This is a genomic window from Scandinavium sp. NPDC088450 (assembly GCF_044900545.1).
Lineage (GTDB): Bacteria > Pseudomonadota > Gammaproteobacteria > Enterobacterales > Enterobacteriaceae > Scandinavium.
Genome location: NZ_JBJDNI010000022.1, coordinates 1 through 16,785 on the forward strand (window position 1 = coordinate 1; position 16,785 = coordinate 16,785).

General features: G+C 53.6%; 16 protein-coding genes. 14 read left to right on the plus strand and 2 right to left on the minus strand.

All coding sequences use genetic code 11. The annotated features are described in order from the left end of the window. Window positions 1-313: 313 nt before the first annotated feature. Complete coding sequence (gene rne, locus ACI2I2_RS17565) at window positions 314-3,517, minus strand: ribonuclease E (protein ID WP_404659052.1); 3,204 nt, start codon at window positions 3,515-3,517, stop codon at window positions 314-316. 694 nt (window positions 3,518-4,211) lie between these two features. Between rne and rluC the strand changes: the two genes are divergently transcribed. Further along, a complete protein-coding gene (rluC, locus tag ACI2I2_RS17570) occupies window positions 4,212-5,165 on the plus strand; it encodes a 23S rRNA pseudouridine(955/2504/2580) synthase RluC (protein WP_330982041.1) in 954 nt (317 codons plus the stop codon). An 87-nt stretch (window positions 5,166-5,252) separates the two neighbouring features. Here the strand turns inward: rluC and ACI2I2_RS17575 are convergent, their stop codons facing one another. Continuing rightward, the gene (locus ACI2I2_RS17575; RefSeq protein ID WP_404659053.1) at window positions 5,253-5,837 is read right to left on the minus strand and encodes a Maf family protein; all 585 of its coding nucleotides are present in this window, start codon (window positions 5,835-5,837) and stop codon (window positions 5,253-5,255) included. A 141-nt stretch (window positions 5,838-5,978) separates the two neighbouring features. Between ACI2I2_RS17575 and yceD the strand changes: the two genes are divergently transcribed. The 13 genes from yceD to ACI2I2_RS17640 all read left to right on the plus strand — a co-directional run bounded on the left by yceD (window position 5,979) and on the right by ACI2I2_RS17640 (window position 16,637). Beyond that, window positions 5,979-6,500: a 23S rRNA accumulation protein YceD gene (yceD, locus tag ACI2I2_RS17580; RefSeq protein WP_404659054.1), complete on the plus strand. Its 522-nt coding sequence runs from the start codon at window positions 5,979-5,981 to the stop codon at window positions 6,498-6,500. Window positions 6,501-6,516: 16 nt separating this feature from the next. After that, a complete protein-coding gene (gene rpmF, locus ACI2I2_RS17585) occupies window positions 6,517-6,690 on the plus strand; it encodes a 50S ribosomal protein L32 (protein ID WP_000290724.1) in 174 nt (57 codons plus the stop codon). 79 nt (window positions 6,691-6,769) lie between these two features. Then, the gene (gene plsX / locus ACI2I2_RS17590) at window positions 6,770-7,804 is read left to right on the plus strand and encodes a phosphate acyltransferase PlsX (protein ID WP_404659055.1); all 1,035 of its coding nucleotides are present in this window, start codon (window positions 6,770-6,772) and stop codon (window positions 7,802-7,804) included. A gap of 6 nt (window positions 7,805-7,810) precedes the next feature. Further along, a complete protein-coding gene (locus ACI2I2_RS17595; protein WP_404659056.1) occupies window positions 7,811-8,764 on the plus strand; it encodes a beta-ketoacyl-ACP synthase III in 954 nt (317 codons plus the stop codon). Window positions 8,765-8,778: 14 nt separating this feature from the next. After that, window positions 8,779-9,708, plus strand: a complete 930-nt coding sequence (fabD, locus tag ACI2I2_RS17600) for an ACP S-malonyltransferase (protein WP_404659057.1) — start codon at window positions 8,779-8,781, stop codon at window positions 9,706-9,708. Between the two features lie 19 nt (window positions 9,709-9,727). Then, entirely contained in the window at window positions 9,728-10,462 is a 735-nt protein-coding gene (gene fabG / locus ACI2I2_RS17605) for a 3-oxoacyl-ACP reductase FabG (RefSeq protein ID WP_404659058.1), read from the plus strand. 210 nt (window positions 10,463-10,672) lie between these two features. Next, window positions 10,673-10,909, plus strand: a complete 237-nt coding sequence (gene acpP, locus ACI2I2_RS17610) for an acyl carrier protein (protein ID WP_000103754.1) — start codon at window positions 10,673-10,675, stop codon at window positions 10,907-10,909. 88 nt (window positions 10,910-10,997) lie between these two features. Next, entirely contained in the window at window positions 10,998-12,239 is a 1,242-nt protein-coding gene (gene fabF / locus ACI2I2_RS17615; RefSeq protein ID WP_404659059.1) for a beta-ketoacyl-ACP synthase II, read from the plus strand. A gap of 110 nt (window positions 12,240-12,349) precedes the next feature. Beyond that, on the plus strand, window positions 12,350-13,165 hold the full coding sequence (pabC, locus tag ACI2I2_RS17620) for an aminodeoxychorismate lyase (protein WP_404659060.1): 816 nt from the start codon (window positions 12,350-12,352) through the stop codon (window positions 13,163-13,165). Beyond that, on the plus strand, window positions 13,162-14,184 hold the full coding sequence (gene yceG, locus ACI2I2_RS17625) for a cell division protein YceG (RefSeq protein ID WP_404659061.1): 1,023 nt from the start codon (window positions 13,162-13,164) through the stop codon (window positions 14,182-14,184). Before pabC ends, yceG begins: the two co-directional genes overlap by 4 nt. Further along, entirely contained in the window at window positions 14,174-14,815 is a 642-nt protein-coding gene (gene tmk / locus ACI2I2_RS17630; protein WP_404659062.1) for a dTMP kinase, read from the plus strand. The genes yceG and tmk overlap by 11 nt, the downstream gene beginning before the upstream one ends. After that, complete coding sequence (gene holB / locus ACI2I2_RS17635) at window positions 14,812-15,816, plus strand: DNA polymerase III subunit delta' (RefSeq protein WP_404659063.1); 1,005 nt, start codon at window positions 14,812-14,814, stop codon at window positions 15,814-15,816. Before tmk ends, holB begins: the two co-directional genes overlap by 4 nt. A 26-nt stretch (window positions 15,817-15,842) precedes the next feature. Continuing rightward, window positions 15,843-16,637 (plus strand): metal-dependent hydrolase, encoded by a 795-nt coding sequence (locus ACI2I2_RS17640; RefSeq protein ID WP_404659064.1) that lies wholly within the window; start codon window positions 15,843-15,845, stop codon window positions 16,635-16,637. Window positions 16,638-16,785: the final 148 nt, after the last annotated feature.

Below are 16,785 nucleotides of genomic sequence, written 5' to 3' on the forward strand. Positions count from 1 at the left end.
AATGAATATAGTTAATGCGCTGAAATTATTAGGGAAAGAGTACAGTAATATGGTCACAGGCGAATGACCATATTACTGGGGATCCCTCAGCCCCGTGGGAGAGGGTTGGGGAGAGGGCATCAGGCCGCACGAGGTAAGCTGCAAAACCTTCTCTCCAGAGAAGGTTTTTAGTGTTTGCTCCCTCTCCCCGTGGGAGAGGGTTGGGGAGAGGGCATCAGGCCGCACTATTTTAACCAGAGCCACTATGTTCGTATCACTCTAAATTCAAGGCATAAAAAAACCGCCCGAAGGCGGTTTGTAATGAGCTTTACGCTTATTCCACTGACTGTGGACGGGTAGGACCAGCGGTGGCTGTGTGCGTAGCGCTATGGCCACCGGCAGACCCTTTGCCTTCAAAGTTGAAGTCAGGACGAACCCAGTCGCTTTGACGTGGCGCTTCCGGCACATATTCCGGTGCCGGAGCACGAGTCATTGGCGCAGTCGCGTGGTGGTGAGCCTCTGGTGCCGTGGCGATAACAACAGATTTTGCTGCTTTTTCGACGACTGGCTGAGAGACAACCGGAGCAGGCTCAGCGGCAACCACTGGCTGTTCAACGACAGGTTGCTCGACAACTGGCTGCTCAACCACTGGCTGTTCAACGACAACGGCCTGTTCCACTTCTTCAGCCACAGCTGGAGTAGCTTCTTCTGCGATGACTTCGGCGACAACAGCATCTTCCTGAGCAATCACCTGTGGCTGCTCAGCAACCGGCGTGGCAATCACTTCAGGATGCGTGGTTTCAACCACTGGCGCTGCAGGTTCAGCCTGAACAGACTGCGGCTCTACGACTTTAACAGTTTCTGCAACGGTTGCTTCAACCTGAGGAACAACTTGTTCCACGACTGGAGCAACGGTTTCTACCGCTTCTGCTGCCTGAACAACTTCCTGCTCGCGGGTTTCTTCAACCTGGTTGTCGTGCTGACGTGATACCGGGTAGCTGATCCACACTTTACCAGACGCCATTTCCGGGGACGCACAGGCGATAGCCAGTGGCATCGGAGACTGAGTCGGATAACGCTCATCACGATAGCGACGACGACGCTGACCGCTCACGCGCAGGTGGCGTGGGGAGCGACGTGAACGACGCGGCATACCGGCAGTTTCACGGTTATCGTTGCTTTCGTCTTCTGCTGACGTGTCGATAACCGCTGGCAGGTCGACTTTTGCCAGTTCAGTGCGCTGTGCTGGTGCAGCAGCAACAGGTGCTGGCGCTTCAGTCACTGCGGTTCTTACTGCCGTTTCCTCAGCGGTTTCGATACGCACTTTCTGCGCCAGATTACGCTGCTTACGACGCGGCATAGACTGAACGCGTTCTTCCTGCTCGGTTTCCTGAGCCGGTTGTTCTTCACGAGTCTGGACCTTCACATCCTGCTGAGGCTGGCGTTTTTCGTCATTGTTGCGACGACGGTTACGCTCACGACGCGGCTGCTGCTCGTCACGGGATTTAGACTTATCAGCCTCTTCCACGACGTTCTGCTGGCGTGATTCACGAGTCTCGGCATTTTGCTGCGGTTTTTCGCGACGGTTGCGACGATTATCTTCACGGCCTTCGCTGTTTTCGTTGCGATTATCGCGTTCGCCACGGTTATCGCGGTTATCACGACGGTCGTTACGATCGCCACGGTCGTTGCGGTCACGGCGGTTAGACTGACGAGAACGACGACGATCCTGCTGACGTTCTGGTTTCTCTTCTTTCTTCACCGGCTGCGGTTCTACCACAGCTTCTTCGCTGCCACTGAACATTTGTTTCAGCGCAGAGAAGAAACGGGAAAGCAGGCCAGGCGCCGCTGCGGTTGCCGCAACTGGTGCCGCTTTCTTCGCTTCTGGCGCCGCCACTTTCGCTGTTTCAGCGGCTGGCGCTGGCGGTGCATCTGGCATCACGAAAGTCGCCAGAGCAGGCTGCTCAGGACGTTTACGTTCTGCCGGTTCGTCTTCAGACGGCAGCGCCATCTCTTCTTCGTGCAGTTTTGGCAGCAGATAGCTCAGGGTCTGAGTTTCTTCGCCTTTACGGACACGCAGCACGGAGTAGTGTGGGGTTTCCATCTGATCGTTTGGTACTACGATCACGCGGACGCCACCCTGACGGGTTTCGATGGCGCTGATGGCAGCACGCTTTTCGTTCAGCAGGTAGGAAGCAACCTGAACCGGAACAATCGCGTGAACTTCCTGGGTATTCTCTTTCAGCGCTTCTTCTTCAATCAGACGCAGAATAGAAAGTGACAGGGATTCGTTGTCACGGATGGTGCCGGTGCCGCTACAACGTGGGCACACGTGGTGGCTGGACTCACCCAGTGACGGGCTCAGGCGCTGACGAGACATCTCCAGCAGGCCAAAGCGAGAAATGTGGCTAATCTGGATACGTGCACGATCCTGACGCACCGCTTCACGCAGACGGTTTTCAACAGCACGCTGGTGACGAACCGGGGTCATATCGATGAAGTCGATAACAATCAGGCCGCCGAGGTCACGCAGACGCAGCTGGCGGGCAATTTCATCGGCCGCTTCAAGGTTAGTATTGAAGGCCGTTTCTTCGATATCGCCGCCGCGAGTGGCACGCGCGGAGTTGATGTCGATAGCGGTCAACGCTTCGGTGCTGTCGATAACGATAGAACCGCCTGATGGCAGACGCACTTCACGCTGGAAAGCAGATTCAATCTGCGATTCGATCTGGTAGTGGCTGAACAGCGGGATTTCACCGGTGTAGAGCTTAATTTTGCTGCTGAAATCTGGACGGCCCAGCGCAGAGATATGCTGGCGAGCCAGCTCAAGCACTTTCGGGTTATCGATAAGGATTTCACCAATGTCCTGACGCAGATAATCGCGGAAGGCACGGACGATAACGTTGCTTTCCTGGTGGATCAGGAACGGGGCAGGGCGGCTTTCAGAGGCTTTCTGAATCGCTTCCCAGTGCTTCAGACGGAAGCTTAAATCCCACTGCAGCGCTTCGGCAGATTTGCCGACACCCGCAGTGCGCACAATCAGGCCCATGCCGTCTGGCAGTTGCAGGCTGGAGAGCGCTTCTTTGAGTTCGGTACGGTCGTCACCTTCGATGCGGCGAGAGATACCACCGGCACGCGGGTTGTTTGGCATCAGCACCAGGTAGCTACCGGCCAGGCTGATAAAGGTGGTCAGTGCCGCACCTTTGTTGCCGCGCTCTTCTTTATCAATCTGCACAATGACTTCCTGGCCTTCGCGCAGAACATCTTTGATGTTCGGGCGGCCATGCGCATTGTAGTTTGACGGGAAGTATTCGCGAGCGATTTCTTTAAGAGGGAGGAAACCGTGACGCTCAGCACCGTAATCTACGAATGCGGCTTCAAGGCTAGGTTCGATACGGGTAATTTTGCCTTTGTAGATGTTTGCTTTTTTCTGTTCGTGTCCTGGGCTTTCGATATCCAGATCGTACAGACGCTGCCCATCCACGAGGGCGACACGCAACTCTTCTTGCTGAGTGGCGTTGATTAACATTCTTTTCATCGTAACTTACTCATTATTCTTGCATTGACGACTAAGCTACGGGCAGAGTTTTCCTTGCCGGGGGTAAACCGATGGCCTCGTGACTGTTCACGTCGCCAACCTCACGGTTGTCGCTCGCTTAAGAGGCGCAAAGTGTCGGTAGCCTGCGTTTCAAACGGAAACACAGCGCAATTATTCAGGGGAACAGCCTGGGAATGATTCTCCAGAGAAGGTTCCTTCTATACTCAGTGTTTTTCAAGTCGCAGATGGTTGGCTTCACCTGCTTACCCCAGTCATCTACTGGAGTAGCGCCTGGAGATCCCAGGTTTGCCGCCTTCCTGCGGCTTGAAATTCAGAGTATCAACCGGTAAGGACTGCAACCCGCAGCCCGCTAACTGTCTGAAAGATAAATACGTCTTACGCCATTGCTGCATAAAAAATCATTCAGACAAAATGGGTCATTCCGCTTACTGCTTGTACTCACAAGATATCAGCACGGAAAACGGCATCATTATTCCTTGCTCACCCTGTTATAGCAAGATGACTTTTACCATTTATCACCCGGTTACTCACAGTTTTTTCACTTTCCTGAACGGATTGTTCTAATAACCATCAATTCAGTCAGTGAGATAAAAAAGGAGTGCCGCTGACGTCATAATATAAGCACAGAAAAAGGAGTGGCGCGAATGCGTGTGCCTCTTTAGAATCGCCCCCCATGAAAACTGAGACTCCGACCGTAAAAATGGTTGCCATCGCCGAAGATGAGGCGGGGCAGCGAATTGATAATTTTTTGCGCACCCAGCTTAAGGGTGTGCCGAAAAGCATGATTTATCGCATCCTGCGTAAGGGTGAAGTGCGCGTAAACAAAAAGCGCGTTAAGCCGGAATATAAGCTGGAAGCGGGCGATGAAGTCCGTATTCCGCCCGTGCGCGTAGCCGAGCGTGAAGAAGACGCTGTATCACCGCATCTGCAAAAAGTGGCCGCACTGAGCGACGTTATCCTTTATGAAGATGACCATATTCTGGTGCTGAACAAACCCTCAGGCACAGCGGTACATGGCGGCAGCGGTCTGAGCTTTGGCGTGATTGAAGGACTGCGCGCATTGCGTCCTGAAGCACGTTTCCTTGAGCTTGTTCACCGTCTTGACCGCGACACTTCAGGTGTGCTGCTGGTTGCCAAAAAACGCTCAGCACTGCGCTCCTTGCACGAACAATTGCGTGAAAAGGGTATGCAGAAAGATTACCTGGCGTTAGTGCGCGGGCAGTGGCAGTCACACATGAAAGTGGTGCAGGCCCCGTTGCTGAAAAATATTCTGCAAAGCGGCGAGCGTATTGTGCGTGTGAGCCAGGAAGGGAAACCGTCCGAAACTCGCTTTAAAGTCGAAGAGCGCTTTACCCACGCGACGCTGGTTCGCTGTAGCCCGGTGACAGGGCGCACGCACCAGATTCGTGTGCATACGCTGCATGCGGGTCATCCGATAGCGTTTGATGATCGTTATGGCGACCGTGAATTTGACAGACAGCTTGCTGGCACGGGCCTTAACCGTCTGTTCCTGCATGCGGCAGCGTTAAAGTTCACGCATCCGGGAACGGGTGAAACGCTGCGTATCGAAGCGCCCATGGACGAGCAACTTAAGCGCTGCTTGCAAGTACTGCGGAGTCAGAAGTAATTCAGTTGCCCGGCGCCACTGCGTTTGCCGGGCCTACTACTCTATGGACTTGTAGGCCGGGTCAGCGATAGCACCACCCGGCAACAGTTAACGTTGTAAAGGATTGTGCTGCTCGTGCCTCAGCATTTTGCACAGCGCAATCAACGGCAGCCCGACCAGCGTATTCGGGTCTCTGCCTTCCAGCCTGTTGAACAAACTGATCCCCAACCCTTCACTTTTAAAACTTCCCGCACAGTTCAGCGGCTGTTCTTTTTGGATGTAATGAGTAATTTCGCTTTCGGTGAGCTGGCGGAAGTGGACGTCAAACGGCTCGCATTCGGTCTGTAAATGTCCCGTAGCGCTGTTATAAAGCGCAAGGCCAGTATAGAAGGTGACGACATGCCCACTTGCTTTACGCAGCTGCTGGTGAGCATTTTCTTCAGTATGCGGTTTACCGGTAATTTTCCCATCCAGTACGCAGACCTGATCGGAACCAATAATCAGATGGTCGGGATAGCGCTCTTTCAGTGCCATGGCTTTAGCCTGAGCCAGACGTAACACCAACTGGCGAGGTGATTCGCCAGGCAGAGGCATTTCATCCACCTGCGGCGCAGCGCATTCAAAAGGCAACTCCAGCTTTTTAAGCAGTTCGCGGCGATAGGGGGAAGTGGAAGCAAGAACTAGACGTGGCATAATTTTTTTACCAGGATCTGGTGATTCGGATTGCGGCATTTTAAACTACAGGCCGCAATGTGTGCGAATAAATGGCAAAAGGCGCCTGAGGGTGCCTTTTTCTTTGACTCTATGACGTTACAAAGTTAATATGCGCGCCCTATGCAAAAGGTAAAATTACCCCTGACTCTTGATCCGGTTCGTACCGCTCAAAAACGCCTTGATTACGCGGGTGTCTACACCCCGGAACAGGTTGAGCGTCTTGCCGAATCTGTAGTCAGTGTGGACAGTGATGTGGAATGCGATATGACATTCGCCATCGATAACCAGCGCCTCGCCGTTATTAAAGGTGATGCAAAGGTTGCGGTGACTCTCGAATGCCAGCGCTGCGGGAAACCGTTCCCCCTTGCCGTTCACACAACGTATTGTTTCAGCCCGGTCAAAAATGATGAGCAGGCTGAAGCACTCCCGGAAGCGTATGAGCCGATTCAGGTTAACGAATACGGTGAAATCGATCTGCGGGCTTTGGTCGAGGATGAAATTATCCTCTCCTTACCTGTAGTTCCGGTGCATGATTCTGAACACTGTGAAGTGTCCGACGCGGACATGGTCTTTGGCGAACTGCCTGAAGAGGCACAAAAACCAAACCCATTTGCCGTATTAGCCAGCTTAAAGCGTAAGTAATTGAGGAGTAAGGTCCATGGCCGTACAACAGAATAAACCAACCCGTTCCAAACGTGGCATGCGTCGTTCCCATGACGCGCTGACTGCAGTTACCAGCCTGTCTGTAGACAAGACTTCTGGTGAGAAACACCTGCGTCACCACATCACTGCCGACGGTTTCTACCGCGGTCGCAAGGTTATCGCTAAGTAATCACGCGCGAGCGTGATGAAGCTTAGTGAGGATTTCCCCGCGTAAGCGGGGATAAACCGAACCAGGCGGCGACGAAACCTTGACACGTCTGACCCTGGCGTTGGATGTCATGGGGGGCGATTTTGGCCCTTCCGTGACGGTGCCTGCAGCATTGCAGGCACTGCACGCTAACCCACAACTCTCGCTTCTTCTCGTCGGCAATCCCGACACCATAACGCCATTACTCGCCAAAGCTGATTTTGAACAACGTTCACGTCTGCAGATAATCCCTGCCCAGTCAGTTATTGCCAGTGATGCCCGCCCGGCCCATGCGGTTCGCAACAGCCGGGGAACCTCAATGCGCATTGCGCTTGAATTGGTGAAAGAAGGCAGAGCGCAAGCCTGTGTCAGTGCCGGGAATACCGGCGCGCTGATGGGGCTTGCCAAATTATTACTCAAGCCGATTGACGGCATTGAGCGTCCGGCGTTGGTGACGGTCTTGCCTCACCAGCAAAAGGGCAAAACGGTGGTGCTTGATTTGGGCGCCAACGTGGATTGCGACAGCACGATGCTGGTTCAGTTTGCCGTTATGGGGGCGGTGATGGCCGAAGAAGTCGTTGGCATCAGTCAGCCGCGAGTGGCACTGCTCAATATCGGTGAGGAAGAGAGCAAAGGTCATGAAAGTATTCGTGATGCTTCAGCGCTGCTGAAAAAAGTCTCCTCCATTAACTATATCGGCTATCTTGAAGCCAACGAATTATTAACCGGCAAAACAGATGTGCTGGTTTGTGACGGGTTTACGGGAAACGTCACATTAAAAACCATGGAAGGCGTTGTCAGAATGTTTCTTTCCCTGCTGAAATCTCAGGGCGAGGGGAAAAAACAACCGTGGTGGCTGAAAATTTTGAAACATTGGTTACAAAAAAGCCTCTCCAGGCGATTCAGTCACCTCAACCCCGACCAGTATAATGGCGCCTGTCTGTTAGGATTGCGCGGCACGGTGATTAAGAGTCATGGTGCAGCCAATCAGCGCGCGTTTAGCGTGGCAATTGAACAGGCAGTGCAGGCGGTGCAGCGCGAGGTCCCACAGCGGATCGGCGCTCGCCTCGAATCTGTATTACCACCAAAAGACTGAGCGTACATGTATACGAAGATTGTAGGTACCGGCAGCTATCTGCCTGAACAAGTGCGTACCAACGCCGACCTGGAAAAAATGGTAGATACGTCTGACGAGTGGATTGTCACACGCACAGGTATCCGTGAGCGTCGTATCGCCGCGCCAGACGAATCCGTGTCCACCATGGGCTATGAAGCCGCAAAACGTGCGCTGGAGATGGCGGGCGTTGATGCTGAGCAGATTGGCCTGATTGTGGTGGCGACCACTTCTGCCACCCATGCGTTCCCAAGTGCGGCATGCCAGATCCAGTCTATGCTGGGTGTGAAAGGCTGTCCGGCATTTGATGTCGCTGCGGCCTGTGCAGGATTTACCTATGCGCTGAGCATTGCCGATCAGTATGTTAAGTCAGGCGCGGTTAAACACGCCCTGGTGATTGGCGCTGACGTGCTGGCACGTACCTGTGATCCGACCGATCGCGGGACGATCATTATTTTTGGCGATGGCGCTGGCGCCGTCGTTCTGAGTGCTTCCGAAGAGCCGGGGATCATCTCCACGCACCTGCATGCAGATGGCAACTACGGTGAATTGCTCACCCTGCCCAATGCCGATCGCGTTCATCCGGAAAATTCTATTCACCTGACCATGGCTGGAAACGAAGTTTTCAAAGTGGCGGTGAAAGAACTGGCCAATATCGTCGAAGAGACGCTGGCGGCGAATAATCTGGATCGTAGCGAACTCGACTGGCTGGTGCCTCATCAGGCCAACCTGCGCATTATCAGTGCGACAGCGAAGAAGCTGGGCATGCCGATGGATAATGTCGTGGTCACGCTTGACCGCCACGGGAATACTTCCGCCGCTTCCGTGCCTTGCGCGTTTGACGAAGCCGTGCGTGATGGCCGTATTAAGCGTGGTCAGTTGGTGCTGCTTGAAGCCTTCGGCGGTGGATTCACCTGGGGCTCAGCACTGGTTCGTTTCTAATTAAGGATTACAACATGACGCAATTTGCTTTTGTGTTCCCGGGACAGGGTTCTCAGACTGTCGGTATGCTGGCTGATATGGCCGCGCAATACCCGGTTATCGAAGAAACATTCCGTGAAGCTTCTGATGCACTGGGCTACGATCTGTGGGCGCTGACTCAGCAGGGTCCGGCTGAAGAACTGAACAAAACCTGGCAGACACAGCCTGCGCTGCTGACCGCTTCCGTTGCGCTGTACCGCGTATGGCAGCAGCAGGGCGGCAAAACGCCAGCGCTGATGGCAGGTCACAGCCTGGGCGAATATTCTGCGCTGGTTTGTGCAGGCGTCATTGCCTTCGCCGATGCCGTTCGTCTGGTTGAACTGCGCGGTAAATTCATGCAGGAAGCTGTGCCAGAAGGCACGGGCGGTATGTCTGCCATCATCGGTCTGGATGATGCGGCAATCGCCAAAGCCTGCGAAGAGTCTGCTGAAGGGCAGGTGGTTTCGCCGGTGAACTTTAACTCACCGGGCCAGGTGGTTATCGCCGGGCATAAAGAAGCCGTTGAGCGTGCTGGTGCGGCTTGTAAAGCTGCTGGCGCGAAGCGTGCGCTGCCGCTGCCGGTTAGCGTGCCATCTCACTGTGCGTTGATGAAACCAGCTGCGGAAAAACTGGCTGCTGAACTGGCGAACATTACCTTCAGCGCCCCACAGACTCCGGTTATCAATAACGTAGACGTGAAGTGCGAAACCTCTGCAGACGCTATTCGCGATGCGCTGGTTCGTCAGCTCTACAGCCCGGTTCAGTGGACCAAAACCGTTGAGTTCATGGCCTCTCAGGGCGTTGAACATTTGTATGAAGTGGGTCCGGGTAAAGTCCTCACCGGCCTGACAAAACGTATTGTTGACACCCTGACTGCGTCGGCCATTAACGAGCCAGCGGCACTGTCAGCGGCGCTTGAACAATAATAAGAGGAAAAGCAAAACCATGAGTTTTGAAGGAAAAGTTGCACTGGTTACTGGTGCAAGCCGCGGCATTGGCCGTGCGATTGCTGAAACACTCGTTGCCCGTGGCGCGAAAGTTGTCGGCACAGCAACCAGCGAAAGCGGTGCTCAGGCCATCAGCGATTATCTGGGTGCGAATGGGAAAGGTCTGATGTTGAATGTGACCGATCCAGCATCTATCGAATCTGTTCTGGAAAATATTCGTGCAGAGTTTGGCGAAGTGGACATTCTGGTCAATAATGCCGGGATCACTCGTGATAACCTGTTAATGCGAATGAAAGATGATGAGTGGAACGACATTCTCGAAACCAACCTGTCATCTGTTTTCCGTCTGTCAAAAGCGGTAATGCGAGCTATGATGAAGAAGCGTCATGGTCGTATTATCACTATCGGTTCTGTGGTTGGTACCATGGGAAATGCTGGTCAGGCTAACTACGCTGCGGCGAAAGCCGGTCTGATTGGTTTCAGTAAATCGCTGGCGCGTGAAGTTGCGTCTCGCGGTATTACTGTGAACGTTGTTGCTCCGGGCTTTATTGAAACGGACATGACGCGTGCGCTGTCAGATGATCAGCGTGCGGGTATTCTGGCGCAAGTTCCAGCGGGTCGCCTTGGCGATGCAAAAGAAATCGCCAGTGCGGTGGCATTCTTAGCCTCTGACGAAGCGGGTTACATCTCTGGTGAGACTCTGCACGTCAACGGCGGAATGTACATGGTCTGACCGTAGTTTGCACAAAATGCTCAGGAACCGCGCAGTCTGTGCGCTCCTGGACATAATAACGTGCAAAATGATTTGCGTTATTGGGGCAAACAGCCGCAAAATAGCGTAAAATCGTGGTAAGACCTGCCGGGATTTAGTTGCAAATTTTTCAACATTTTATACACTACGAAAACCATCGCGAAAGCGAGTTTTGATAGGAAATTTAAGAGTATGAGCACTATCGAAGAACGCGTTAAGAAAATTATCGGCGAGCAGCTGGGCGTTAAGCAGGAAGAAGTTACCAACAATGCTTCCTTCGTTGAAGACCTGGGCGCTGATTCTCTTGACACCGTTGAGCTGGTAATGGCTCTGGAAGAAGAGTTTGATACTGAGATTCCGGACGAAGAAGCTGAGAAAATCACCACCGTTCAGGCTGCCATTGATTACATCAACGGTCACCAGGCGTAAGTGAACATCTCCAGGCGGTCATTCGACCGCCTGAGTTTTATCTTTTAGTCCCACATTTCTCTTTTTTATCCCTCCCTGGAGGACAAACGTGTCTAAGCGTCGTGTAGTTGTGACCGGACTTGGCATGTTGTCTCCTGTCGGCAATACCGTAGAGTCCACCTGGAAATCTCTTCTTGCCGGTCAGAGCGGCATCAGCCTAATCGACCATTTCGATACTAGCGCCTATGCAACGAAATTTGCTGGCTTAGTAAAGGATTTTAACTGTGAAGACATTATCTCGCGCAAAGAACAGCGCAAGATGGATGCTTTCATTCAATATGGAATTGTCGCTGGCGTTCAGGCCATGCAGGATTCTGGCCTTGAAGTGACGGAAGAGAACGCCACACGTATCGGTGCTGCTATCGGCTCCGGCATTGGCGGTCTTGGTCTAATCGAAGAAAACCACAGTTCGCTTGTGAACGGCGGTCCACGTAAAATTAGCCCATTCTTCGTCCCGTCTACGATTGTTAACATGGTGGCCGGTCATCTGACCATCATGTTTGGTTTACGTGGCCCTAGCATTTCTATTGCCACGGCGTGTACTTCCGGTGTGCATAACATCGGTCATGCTGCACGTATGATTGCCTACGGCGACGCTGACGCGATGCTCGCAGGTGGTGCTGAGAAAGCCAGTACCCCGCTGGGTGTAGGTGGTTTCGGTGCAGCACGCGCACTCTCTACTCGCAACGATAACCCACAAGGCGCAAGCCGTCCGTGGGATAAAGATCGTGATGGCTTTGTACTGGGTGACGGCGCAGGCATCATCATGCTTGAAGAGTATGAGCACGCGAAAAAACGCGGCGCGAAAATCTACGCTGAAGTGGTTGGCTTTGGTATGAGCAGCGATGCCTACCACATGACCTCACCGCCGGAAAATGGCGCAGGTGCAGCCCTGGCCATGGTTAACGCGATTCGCGACGCGGGCATTGCACCGGGTCAGATTGGCTACGTTAACGCCCACGGCACGTCCACTCCGGCAGGCGATATCGCTGAAGCTCAGGCAGTGAAGTCTGTGTTTGGTGCAGACGCAAGCCGCGTGATGGTCAGTTCCACTAAGTCGATGACAGGTCACCTGTTAGGCGCGGCGGGTGCGGTTGAGTCAATCTACTCCATCCTGGCTCTGCGCGATCAGGCTGTTCCACCGACCATTAACCTGGATAATCCGGAAGAGGGCCTTGGCCTGGATCTGGTTCCGCACGAAGCGCGTCAGGTTAGCGGCATGGAATACACACTGTGTAACTCCTTCGGCTTTGGCGGCACCAACGGCTCTCTGATCTTTAAAAAGGTCTGACAGCCAGCCAGATGAATAAGGCCTGCTTAGCAGGCCTTTTCTTTAGGTATTATCCGCTGGTCCCCTTGAGCTTTCCTGTCAGACTGAAAGGCCATTGATTAGGAGATGCCATGTTGATGATTAATGGTATTAACCAGGATTTTCTGAGCGCCAGCGATCGCGGCCTGCAGTTTGGTGACGGGTGTTTCACCACCGCCCGCATTCAGCACGGTGAAATCGCGTTTTTCACCCAGCATCTTGAGCGTCTACAGAAAACCTGCGCCGCATTATTTATCCCCTTTACCGATTGGGCCACGCTCGCCGAAGAAATGCAGGCACTGGCAAAGACGGTGGACGAAGGTGTGCTGAAAGTCGTTATTACGCGCGGCAGCGGCGGACGCGGCTATAGCACTAGTGGCTGCCAGTCGCCCACTCGCATTCTGTCGGTTTCTCCCGCCCCTGCACATTATCCCCGCTGGCAAAGCGAAGGCATTACGCTCGCATTAAGCCCTGTGCGCCTTGGTCGTAACGCCATGCTGGCGGGATTAAAACATCTCAATCGTCTCGAACAGGTCTTAATCCGCTCGCATCTTGAACAGACTACTGCCGATGAGGCGTTGGTCCTTGACAGTGAAGGGTGGGTTACGGAATGCTGTGCGGCTAATTTATTCTGGCGAGCCGGTGATACCGTCTTCACGCCGCGGCTGGATCAGGCCGGAGTGAATGGCATTATGCGACAGCACTGTCTTTCACTGTTGGCACAAAGCCGTTTTCGCGTTGTCGAAGTGAATGCCCGCGAAGAGGCCGTCAGTCAGGCTGATGAGGTGATTGTGTGCAATGCCCTGATGCCAGTGGTTCCCGTGAACCAGTTTGCCGATGCCCGTTATCTTTCGCGCGAGCTGTTTGAATTTTTGGCCCCCCTTTGTGAGCAGTCGATTAAGTCATGAAGAAAATGTTTCGGTTTGTCCTCCTGCTGCTGGTTGTGTTTGCGCTAGCGGCAGGGGTTGGGATGTGGAAGGTTCGCGAGCTTGCGAGCAGCAAAGTCCTGCTTAAAGATGAGGTGATTTTCACCCTTAAAGCAGGCACCGGCCGCCTGGCGTTAGGCACTCAGTTGTATGAAGAACACGTCATCAATCGCCCGCGTGTTTTCCAGTGGCTGCTGCGCGTTGAACCTGAGCTTTCGCACTTTAAAGCCGGTACTTATCGCATCACGCCGGGGATGAGCGTTCGTGAGGTGATGCAACTGCTTGCCAGCGGCAAAGAAGCGCAGTTCCCGCTGCGTTTCATTGAAGGTATGCGTACCAGTGATTATCTCAAGCAACTGCGTGAGGCACCGTATGTCAAACATACGCTGAAGGACGACAGCTATGCCACCGTTGCGGAAGCCCTGAAGTTAGAACATGCGGATTGGGTTGAAGGCTGGTTCTGGCCGGATACCTGGATGTACACCGCCAATACTACGGATGTGCAAATCCTCAAGCGCGCACACCAGAAAATGGTCAAAGCGGTCGATCAGGCTTGGGAAGGGCGGATGGATAATCTTCCTTACAAGGATAAAAACCAGCTGGTTACCATGGCGTCGATTATCGAAAAAGAGACCGCGGTTGCCAGCGAACGTGACCAGGTGGCTTCTGTGTTTATTAACCGTCTGCGAATCGGCATGCGTCTGCAAACTGATCCAACGGTTATCTACGGCATGGGCGAGAGCTATAATGGCAAGCTGAGCCGCAAGGACCTGGAAACACCCACAGCCTATAACACCTATGTGATTGCAGGCATGCCGCCAGGCCCGATCGCCACGCCAGGCGAAGCCTCACTGAAAGCGGCGGCGAATCCGGCGAAAACACCGTATCTCTATTTCGTTGCAGACGGCAAAGGCGGCCATACCTTTAACACCAATCTGGCGAGCCATAACCGCTCAGTACAGGATTATCTGAAAGCACTTAAGGAAAAAAATGCGCAGTAAGTATATCGTCATCGAAGGCCTGGAAGGCGCTGGCAAAACCACGGCACGTGATGTGGTGGTGGAAACGCTCAAAGAGATGGGCGTCAGTGATTTAGTGTTCACCCGCGAACCGGGCGGCACAATCCTGGCGGAAAAACTGCGCAGTCTGGTGCTGGATATCAAATCCGTTGGCGATGAAGTGATCACCGATAAAGCCGAAGTGCTGATGTTCTATGCTGCGCGTGTCCAGCTTGTTGATACTGTTATCAAGCCTGCACTGGCCGAAGGGAAATGGGTGATCGGCGACAGGCACGATCTTTCTACACAAGCGTATCAAGGCGGTGGTCGAGGCATCGATCAACATCTTCTCGCCACGCTGCGTGATGCCGTTCTTGGTGATTTCCGTCCGGACCTGACGCTGTATCTGGACGTGACCCCTGAAGTCGGGTTGAAACGCGCACGTGCTCGTGGCGATCTGGATCGCATCGAGCAGGAATCTTTCAATTTCTTCAACCGCACGCGCGCTCGTTATCTTGAACTTGCGGCGCAGGACCCAAGCATCCGTACAGTTGACGCGACTCAGCCTCTGGAAACTGTGATGCAAAATATTCGTTCCACGGTCATGGAATGGGTCGAGGAGCAGGGCGCATGAAATGGTATCCGTGGTTGCGCCCGCCGTTTGAACAGCTCGTTTCTGGTTATCAATCCGGACGCGGCCACCACGCGCTATTAGTTCAGGCTTTACCGGGAATGGGGGCTGATGCGCTGGTTTATGCGCTGACCCGTTTTATGATGTGCCACTCCCCTGAAGGTCAGAAAAGCTGTGGTAAATGCCATAGCTGCCAGCTGATGCAGGCGGGCACGCACCCGGATTATTATCATCTGCTGCCAGAAAAGGGCAAAAGCACGCTGGGGATCGATGCGGTCCGCGAAGTTAGCGAAAAGCTGTACGAGCGTGCGCGTCTGGGTGGGGCCAAAGTGGTATGGATAGGTGATGCCGCACTGCTCACCGAAGCGGCAGCCAATGCGTTGTTAAAAACACTGGAAGAGCCGCCGCAAAACACCTGGTTTTTCCTGCAATGCGAAGAACCTGCCCGGTTACTCGCCACGTTGCGCAGCCGCTGTCGTCATTTTCATCTTGCTCCTCCGGCAGAAAACTACGGGCTGGCCTGGCTTGCCCGTGAAGTTACAGTGTCACAAGAAAGTCTGCTGAGCGCGCTGCGTCTTAAAGCCGGCGCACCCGCGGCGGCGCTGGATTTGTTGCAGGAAGCGAACTTCGCTCCTCGTCAGCAGCTTTGTGCGGCGCTGGAAGCCACATTGCAAAACGGCGATTGGCTTTCAATGCTTGCGGTACTCAATCATGACCAGGTGGCTGAGCGTCTATACTGGCTGATTTCGCTGTTGCTCGATGGCATAAAAATGCAGCAGGGCGTTACGCAGTTGACCAATGTTGATGCCTGGACACTGGTTCAGCACATCGCGAATCGCATTCCATCTGCCCGTTTGCAGGCGATGGTGACTGATGCCTGCCTGTGTCGGGAACAGTTGCTTAGCGTGACCGGGCTGAACCGCGAACTGATGCTGAATGACAGTCTGCTGCGCTGGGAGCACTGGCTGACACCAGGCAGCACGCTTCCGCTTCCTCATCTCTAAGATATTCACCTGTAAGAAGAGACATTATGTTTTTAGTCGACTCGCACTGCCATCTTGATGGCCTGGATTATCAATCACTGCACAAAGATGTGGATGATGTACTGGCGAAAGCCGCCGCTCGTGATGTGAAGTTTTGTCTGGCTGTTGCCACGACGCTGCCGGGCTATCGCGGCATGCGTGAGCTGGTTGGTGAGCGTCAGAATGTTGTTTTCTCCTGCGGCGTACACCCGTTGAATCAGGACGAAGACTATGACGTTGAAACCCTGCGTCAGTGGGCAGCAGAAGAAGGAGTGGTCGCACTCGGCGAAACGGGCCTCGATTATTATTACACGCCTGAAACTAAAGCCCGTCAGCAGGCCTCATTTGCTCACCACATTCGCATTGGACGTGAGCTGAACAAACCTGTCATCGTCCATACACGTGATGCACGTGAAGATACGCTGGCGATTTTGCGCGATGAAAAAGTGACGGATTGCGGTGGCGTACTACACTGTTTCACGGAAGACACAGAAACAGCAGGCAAATTGCTGGATTTAGGGTTTTACATCTCCTTCTCCGGCATTCTGACTTTCCGTAATGCGGAGCAACTGCGTGAAGCGGCGCGTTACGTGCCACTGGATCGCATTCTGGTGGAGACAGATTCACCGTATCTGGCCCCTGTCCCGCACCGTGGTAAAGAGAATCAGCCTGCGATGACTCGTGATGTCGCAGAGTACATGGCCGTGTTGAAAGGGGTGTCGCTTGAGCAACTGGCGCAGCAGACCACCGAAAACTTCGCCACCTTGTTCCACATTGACCCCGCCCGCCTGCAATCTGCCTGATTCGCCTGCTTATTTTAAAGCTCGTAATTAATAATCAAAGCGAGTAAAGTTCACCGCCGCAAAAGGGGTGGTGAACGGTTTACCTGTAACCTTCAGAAACAACTTTTGTAAATTAGTGCAAGGTTTTCGGCGATTGCTGGTTGAAACG